Here is a 7,212-nt window from a genome sequence, read left to right on the forward strand (position 1 = left end):
GATCTCTACCTCACCACACGCGCCCATCCCGCGCAGCGGGTTCGTTCTTCGTGCCCTAGCCTATCGAGCAGCAACGCACCTCAATTTTTGCGGCTAAGACAGACAGCGACTGAATCTGACTACCGCCGCTGACTATTTAATATTTAAGCTGAAACTGGCACACGGCAGGAGTCGAACCTGTGATCTCCGCATTCGGAGGGCAAGTCACTCCTACCCCAGATTTCATAGGGAGGACGGGCTCGCTTCGCCAACCGCAGCAGCGAAGCCGGAACAGGTAGCTCGATGAGTGGGCTGAAAGGCGGTAGCGCTCTCCCGCTACCAAAATTCAGATAAGCTATTGAAATATATAGTAAATTATGCGCAATTTGGTAGCGCTCTCGGACAAAATTCCTCAATAATTTCAATGCCGCACGACTGACGCTGACCGATCCATCCCTGCATTGGTTGGAGCTAACCAGCCTTCAAGCCTGTTGCCTTCCGTAGGTGCAGCCGAAAAAAACCCCTGAAGTCTCGAAAATCGGCGAAACCGAGGCCCGTAGCGGCGCGCACCACCGTAGAGGGCGAGACGGAGCATTCGGCGGCAATCGAGCCGACGGTGCCAAAAGCTATCACGTCTGGCTTCGCCAGTGCCATCCGAGCAACTTGTTCCTGCTGCTCCGGAAGTGTGATCGTCCGTGAGGCAATCATGCCTTTGAGTTCGCTCACGTCGCTTGGTCGTTTGATGGCCTCGTGCATGACCACACTCCTCTGTAGCTCCAGAAGCTTCTATCGCAGCGGAATGGCTTGCTTCTTCGAGACGGACTCGATGCAGGCAAGCGCAATTTTTAGAGCGTTGCGCGCGTCCTCGCCCGTCGGTCCTTCAACTTTGCAGGTACGAGAGGCTCGAACGAACGAGGCGAGCTGCGCCGTGTAGCCTTGGACGAAATGGTCGGTGTCGCGGCGCCAGGTATCGTTCGACAGGCCGTTCTTGTCGAAGAGCGTCATGCTGGAGCGACGAACGTCGCCCATGGTCACCATGCCGCCGGAGCCGAAGACCTCGCCGCGGATGTCATAGCCGTAGAGTGCCGAGAAGTTTGCTTCGGCGACGGCAACGGAGCCGTTGTCGAACCGGACTGTGACTACCGCTGTGTCAAGGAAGCCGTTTTCCCTGAAATCCGGCCGCACTAAAGCGTCGGCTACAGCAGACACCTCTACCGGCTGCGCGCCCGGATTGAGCCACAACAGCGTGTCGAAGTCGTGGATGAGCGTCTCGTAGAAGATGGTCCAGAGTGGGATCCGCGCCGGATCGGCGCCGAACGGGCCTGGATCGCGCGTGAGAGAGCGAAGGAGCTGCGGCGTCCCGACTTTCCCGGCATCAATCGCTGCTCGCCCCTCAGCAAAGGCCTGATCCCAGCGCCGGTTGAAGCCCACCTGAAGTGGGACCCCGGCCGAACGCGCCGCGGCGATTGCCCGGTCGGCATCCTCCAGGGTCAATGCCATCGGCTTCTCGCAAAAGATCGCCTTGCCTGCTTCGGCGGCCTGCACGAGGACGTTCGTATGGAACCGCGCGGGAGTGGCTATAATCACCGCCTCGAGCCCCGGATGAGAGAGGAGATCGGCCGTATCCGTGTAGGCGCTTTCGACGCCGAGCTTCTCAGCGAGGTTGGACGCCGCATCCGGCGCAGGATCAGCGATACCAACGAGATCGGCACCGACGAGGCGGCACGCGACGGTCTCACCGTGGAAGGAACCGATGCGACCGGCGCCGATGAGTCCGACACTGACAGGCTTATTCTTGGGCATTCGAGCAATCCTAAAAAAGGGTTGGAGAGGTAAGTCAGACCGTGAAGGCCTCGCGGAAGGCTTCGAGCGCGGCGTCGGGATCGCCGGCGGCCCAGGCTTCCATGCCGACAGGGCCGGAATAATCCATTGCCTTCAGGGCTTTGGCGACACCACGCCAGTTAATCTCGCCGGTGCCGGGTTCGCAGCGGCCCGGAACGTCCGCCACCTGGATCTCGCCGATCCAGGGCAGGCACTTGCGGCAGAGTTCGATCAAATTCCCCTCGCCGATCTGGGCGTGGTAGAGATCGAGGTTCAGGCGAAGTCGCGCATGGCCGATGCTCGACACCAGGGCGAGCGTGTCCTCGGCACGGCCAAAGGGCACGCCTGGGTGGTCGACCGGCAGGTTGAGATTTTCAAGCGTGAAGGTGACACCTTCCTGCTCGGCTAGGTCGACGACGCGGCAGAGAGTGTCACGCGCCTTCAGCCACATCGCACCGGTGACGACTTCGATGGGCTGAACTGGGAGGCCCCTGTCCCCAAGCCCCGTGCCGTGCAGGTTGAGGCGCTGCACCCCGAGGCGCTTGCCAACCTGTGCGGTCTCGCGGGCCGTTCTGATCAGTTCGGCCGCACCTTCATCATCGGTCAGACGGCCCGCAAGGTAGCCGTTCATGATCGTGAAGGTCGCTCCGGTCGCCTCGAGCTTGGCGAGATCGTGCTCCGGCCAATTCCAGAGGCCGACGCCGAAGCCCATCTCCCTGAGGCGCGAGGCACGCCATTCGATCGGCTTGTCGCGCCACAGCATCTCGGCGCAGGCTGCGAGGGGAAAGGGAGCGGTCGTGGATGCACTCATTGGCGGTTCTCGAATTGTGGGTATGACGACGAGTGGTGCGGCGCGATTGCGCCGCACCGACATGTGAAAAGCTCTCGATCAGATCGTTCCGCCGAGTTCCTCTGAGAGCGACTGCAGCTCCTTGCCGCCTGCCATCAGGTTCTGGAGCTCGTCGATGCCGATCTGATCTTTCCTGTAAGTGCCGAGCGTCTTGCCGCGATTGAGCACCGTGAAGCGGTCGCCGACGGCATAGGCGTGACGGACATTGTGGGTGATGAAGATCACGCCGAGACCCTTGTTGCGGACCTGGCCGATGTACTTCAGCACCATGGAGGTCTGGGCAACGCCAAGAGCGGAAGTCGGCTCGTCCAGGATGAGGACCTTGGCGCCGAAATAAACCGCGCGGGCGATCGCAACACACTGACGCTCGCCGCCTGAAAGCGTTCCAACGGCCTGCTGAGGGTCGCGCACGTCGATGCCGATCCTGTGCATCTCGTCTCGTGTGACGTTGTCGGCGTGCTCCATGTCCATGCGTTTGAAAGGCCCGAAACCGACCACGGGCTCGCGCCCCATGAAGAAGTTGCGGGTCACCGACATCAGCGGGATCATGGCGAGGTCCTGATAAACGGTGGCAATGCCGGCATCGAGGGCATCGCGCGGTCCCGCAAAGAGCCGGGGCTGCCCCTCGACCAGGAATTGTCCGGACGTCGGCTTGTGCACGCCGGCAAGCGTGTTGATCAGCGTCGACTTGCCGGCGCCGTTATCGCCCAGCAAGCAGAGCACCTCATGCGCATTCACGCTCATCGACACACCGTTCAGCGCAATGACCGAGCCGAAATGCTTGACGATGTCCTTGACCTCAATGAGGGGCGTTTGGGACGTGGCCATCAGCGTTCTCCCGTTACGCGCTTGCGGATGACATTGTTGAAAATCACCGCGATCAGCAGCATGCCGCCCAGAAAGACGAGGTACCAATCCTGGTCGATCGAGGTGTAGGTCAGTCCGATCAGAACCATGCCGAACACGATCGATCCGAAGAAGGCGCCGATTGCCGAGCCATAGCCGCCGGTCAGCAGGCACCCGCCGATGACGGCAGCGATGATCGCCTCGAACTCCTTCTGGAAGCCGCGGCGGGCGTCGGTCGAGCCAGCATCGAGAACTGTAAGGATGGCAACCAGCGTGGCGCAGAGCGCGGTGATCACGAAGAGCGTCGTCTTTACCCGCGCAACCGGCACGGCGGATTTGCGGGCAGCGCGCGGATCGCCGCCGGCAGCAAAAATCCAGTTGCCAAAACGCGTCCGCAACAGGACCCACGTCGCGAGCAGGGCGATCGCTATGAACCACAAAATCTCGACGGGAATGCCCGGCACTTTCGGAGCGCCGCTCGGAAATGCCTCGATGATGCCTTTCTCGGCGAGCCACGAGAACAGGCTCGAAAAGGCGTCGCCCGAAAAGAACGGCGCCAGCGGGCTGCCGGCGGCAGCCTCCTTCATGCCGCGAAGCTGGGTGGAGCCGCCGCTCGCCCATTTTAGGCCGACCAGGGTCAGCCCGCGCAGGATGAACAGAAACGCCAGCGTGACGATGAAGGACGGCAGGCCGGTGCGCATCGTGATCTGCGCGTTGGTGACGCCGATGAAGACGGCGAAGGCGACGGCAACCAGGATCGCAACGCTGAGCGGCACATGCCAAACGACGAGCGCGGTGCCGAAGACCAGCCCGGCAAAAGCCACCATCGATCCGATCGAGAGATCAAATTCGCCGCCGATCATCAGTAAAGCCGCGCCGATGGCAAGAATGCCGAGTTGGGCGGCCGGTGCCATGAAATTCATGATGCCGGCCAGCGTGAACATCGCCGGATTTGCGGTGAAGAAGAAAAAGATGGTCACGAGCACCAGGCCTGCAACAGCGCCGAGTTCGGGGCGCCGCAGGAGCGCGGTCATCGTCGAGACTTTCTTCAGTCGCTCATCGGAGTGACTTGTGGCCGTGCTCTGTTCTTTGGTCAGAGTCATTGTTTCCTCCCGATTTTTATCAAGCTCAAGCCGTACAGATGCGGTCTTCCGGTCCTGCACGAAGATTGAGCGGTCCCCGCCGAAGCGAGGACCGCCCGGCTCTCCTTAGCGGATGCCCTGGGAGGATTTCTCAATGACGGAAGCGGCCGTGTCCTTCTCGACGAAGCTCGGACCGGAGGGCACATTGCCAGCGGGGATCGTACCGTAGCGGGCATAGAGCGCGAGGAACGTCACCGGCAGATAGCCTTGCAGGTAGGGCTGCTGATCGACCGCGAACAAAGCCTTGCCGTCGGCAACCGCCTTCAGGAAGCCCGCCGACAGGTCATAGGAGGCAACCTTCACCTTGTCGCCGACGCCCATCTTCTCGACGACTGCGACCGCAGGCTCGCCGACGAGCGGGGCCGAGAGACCGAGCACCACGTCGATCGACGGATCGGATGTGAGCGCGGCCTGGATCTTCGCTTCGATCTCGGCCGGATCGGCCGTTGTCGGCAGCACGGTCACCTTGCCGCCCTCAAAACCCTTTTCGGTGCCGGCGCAACGCTGGTCGAGAGCGGCATTGCCCACTTCCTGGTTGACGCAGAGAACGTGCTTCAGGCCGAGGGATTTCAATTTCTCGCCGACCTTGATGCCCGCTGGGCCTTCGTCCTGGCCAACATGCAGCTTGATGCCGAGCTTCTCTGCCGCCGAGATGCCTGAATTCATCGAAATCACCGGAATGCCGGCCGCGACAGCCTTCTCGATTGCCGGACCGAGCGCATCCGGGTCAGGGTCCGAGATGACGATGCCGGCAGGCTTCTGATTAGCGGCAGCCTCGATCAGTTGGCCCATTGCCACCATGTCGAAGGTTTCCGGAGCGCGATAGTCGACTTTGACATTGCTGTCCTTCCCGGCCTGCATCATCCCGTTCTTCACGATGGACCAGAATGGATCTGACGCCTGTCCGTGGGTGACCGCGATAATGGAAATATCCTCAGCTCTGGCGCTGATGGCCATTGAAGCTGCTGCACCGAGGATGACGGCACCGACTGCGAGTCTCTTTAGAATGGATTTCATCTGCTCCTCCTAACGTTGCCGTCTCCTCCTGAGGCGGCAAAAAAGCGAATGCTACCGGGTGCAAAAGTGTTTGCTACCGGGTGCAAACGCGTGCATCATAGCTTTTGATACGCTAAAAGCAAGCGTTCATTTCACGGAATCAGAAAATGGAATGGACGTTTCATTTTGTGGAGGCTTCATGAGAAGGCGGGCAACGGCGAAGAACGTGGCAGATGCGGCCGGCGTCTCAAAATGGACAGTTATCCGTGCGTTCACGCCGGGCGCATCGATTACCGAAGAGAGCAAACGTAGGGTTCTGCAGGCTGCAGCGGCGCTTAACTACTCGCCGAACCTCCTCGCCCGCAGCTTGGCCACCAATCTCACGCATCAGGTGGCGGTCTTCGTCGACGACTTTGCCAACCCTCAGAAGTTGCCCTTCCTGGAGACTTTGACCGATCGGCTGCAGGCTGAAGGGCTGGTCGCCATGCTGATCAACATCAACAATCACTTCGATCATGTGCGTGCCCTGCTCAACGCGGATCAGCGCCAGGTCGATGCCATCATCATGTTCGGCACTGCTTTTCGCAGCGAAACGTTGAATGACAGGCGGCTGGGCCGGAGCATGCCGCCGATGTTCGTGCTGGCAAGGGACAGCCAGATCGATGGCGTGCCTGCCGTTGTCTGTGACGCCGAGCTGGCATTGAAGGAGATCGTCGATCATCTTTATGAAAAAGGATACCGGCGTCCGGGCTTCATGGCTGGGGCGCCGGCCCTCTCCACGGCGCTCAGGCGCCGGCATCATTTCATCGATTTCTGGAAACAGAAGGGTGTAGACGAGACCGCGGTGATATCGGCGGAAAGGTATAGCGCGCAGGCCGGAGCAGAATCCGTTCACCACTATCTTCAGAATACGGACGCCAAGGATAGGGTCGACGTCCTCATGTGCGAGAACGACATCCTGGCCATCGGCGCGCTTGACGAAATCCGCGGGCAGTTTGGCTTGCGTGTGCCGCAGGACATGGCCGTCATCGGCTTCGACAATTACGAGCTGGGCGGAGCATCGGTCTATGGACTTTCCACATACGAGCAGCCGAAGGACGAAATGGTTGAGGTTGTCATCGAGATGATAACCGGGCGGCTGCCCCCTGAGACTGTCACACTGCCGGGAAAGCTCATCGTCAGGAATTCTGCCTGAGCCACTTCTCAGAGCCAATCGGGGACACGGCGAACGTTGTCCTGCCGAGGCCTCTCAGTTCCAATCGAACATTATGCAGGGAATGCAATGACCCAGATTGATATCTTGCTGCCGCCCGACGTGCGACTAGCCGTCAGTCCGCTGTCCTGGGCGAACGACGTTCTTGAAGACCTTGGCGCGGATATACCGCTGGAAACCTGCCTGCGTGACGCCGCCGACGCTGGATATCATGGCGTGGAGCTCGGGCGAAAGTTTCCGCGAAATGCAAACACCCTGAGCCCGCTGCTTGCTAGCCATGGTCTCGCCCTGGCGTCCGGCTGGCATTCGGGAAAACTAGGGTCAGGACCCATTAATTTGTTGAGTTGATATCTGTTGGGTGATTC

General features: G+C 60.5%; 8 protein-coding genes. 2 read left to right on the top strand and 6 right to left on the bottom strand.

Going from position 1 to position 7,212, the window contains the following annotated elements; translation table 11 throughout:
* Positions 1–450: 450 nt before the first annotated feature.
* From AU465_RS33550 to AU465_RS33575, 6 genes are all read right to left on the bottom strand, one after another.
* Positions 451–735, bottom strand: coding sequence for a MurR/RpiR family transcriptional regulator (locus tag AU465_RS33550; RefSeq protein ID WP_210325381.1), 285 nt, complete (start codon positions 733–735; stop codon positions 451–453).
* Between the two features lie 30 nt (positions 736–765).
* The gene (locus AU465_RS33555) at positions 766–1,782 is read right to left on the bottom strand and encodes a Gfo/Idh/MocA family oxidoreductase (protein ID WP_192257354.1); all 1,017 of its coding nucleotides are present in this window, start codon (positions 1,780–1,782) and stop codon (positions 766–768) included.
* A 34-nt stretch (positions 1,783–1,816) separates the two neighbouring features.
* Positions 1,817–2,611 (bottom strand): TIM barrel protein, encoded by a 795-nt coding sequence (locus AU465_RS33560; RefSeq protein ID WP_192178142.1) that lies wholly within the window; start codon positions 2,609–2,611, stop codon positions 1,817–1,819.
* Positions 2,612–2,689: 78 nt separating this feature from the next.
* On the bottom strand, positions 2,690–3,478 hold the full coding sequence (locus AU465_RS33565; RefSeq protein WP_010909826.1) for an ATP-binding cassette domain-containing protein: 789 nt from the start codon (positions 3,476–3,478) through the stop codon (positions 2,690–2,692).
* Positions 3,478–4,599, bottom strand: coding sequence for an ABC transporter permease (locus AU465_RS33570; RefSeq protein WP_010909827.1), 1,122 nt, complete (start codon positions 4,597–4,599; stop codon positions 3,478–3,480). Before AU465_RS33570 ends, AU465_RS33565 begins: the two co-directional genes overlap by 1 nt.
* Before the next feature lie 105 nt (positions 4,600–4,704).
* The gene (locus tag AU465_RS33575) at positions 4,705–5,655 is read right to left on the bottom strand and encodes a sugar ABC transporter substrate-binding protein (protein ID WP_192257355.1); all 951 of its coding nucleotides are present in this window, start codon (positions 5,653–5,655) and stop codon (positions 4,705–4,707) included.
* 178 nt (positions 5,656–5,833) lie between these two features.
* On the opposite strand from AU465_RS33575, the gene AU465_RS33580 reads away from it, so the two are divergent.
* Positions 5,834–6,829, top strand: coding sequence for a LacI family DNA-binding transcriptional regulator (locus AU465_RS33580; protein WP_192257357.1), 996 nt, complete (start codon positions 5,834–5,836; stop codon positions 6,827–6,829).
* 87 nt (positions 6,830–6,916) lie between these two features.
* Positions 6,917–7,195, top strand: a complete 279-nt coding sequence (locus AU465_RS33585; protein WP_246506667.1) for an IolE/MocC family protein — start codon at positions 6,917–6,919, stop codon at positions 7,193–7,195.
* The last annotated feature ends 17 nt before the right edge of the window (positions 7,196–7,212 follow it).

It is taken from the genome of Mesorhizobium silamurunense, assembly GCF_014843905.1.
GTDB classification, from domain to species: Bacteria; Pseudomonadota; Alphaproteobacteria; order Rhizobiales; family Rhizobiaceae; genus Mesorhizobium; species Mesorhizobium silamurunense.

Excerpts from the sequence above, each read along its gene's own strand:
- AU465_RS33550 (WP_210325381.1), bottom strand. The coding sequence starts at position 735 with ATGCACGAGGCCATCAAACGACCAAGCGACGTGAGCGAACTCAAAGGC.
- AU465_RS33555 (WP_192257354.1), bottom strand. The coding sequence starts at position 1,782 with ATGCCCAAGAATAAGCCTGTCAGTGTCGGACTCATCGGCGCCGGTCGC.
- AU465_RS33560 (WP_192178142.1), bottom strand. The coding sequence starts at position 2,611 with ATGAGTGCATCCACGACCGCTCCCTTTCCCCTCGCAGCCTGCGCCGAG.
- AU465_RS33565 (WP_010909826.1), bottom strand. The coding sequence starts at position 3,478 with ATGGCCACGTCCCAAACGCCCCTCATTGAGGTCAAGGACATCGTCAAG.
- AU465_RS33570 (WP_010909827.1), bottom strand. The coding sequence starts at position 4,599 with ATGACTCTGACCAAAGAACAGAGCACGGCCACAAGTCACTCCGATGAG.
- AU465_RS33575 (WP_192257355.1), bottom strand. The coding sequence starts at position 5,655 with ATGAAATCCATTCTAAAGAGACTCGCAGTCGGTGCCGTCATCCTCGGT.
- AU465_RS33580 (WP_192257357.1), top strand. The coding sequence starts at position 5,834 with ATGAGAAGGCGGGCAACGGCGAAGAACGTGGCAGATGCGGCCGGCGTC.
- AU465_RS33585 (WP_246506667.1), top strand. The coding sequence starts at position 6,917 with ATGACCCAGATTGATATCTTGCTGCCGCCCGACGTGCGACTAGCCGTC.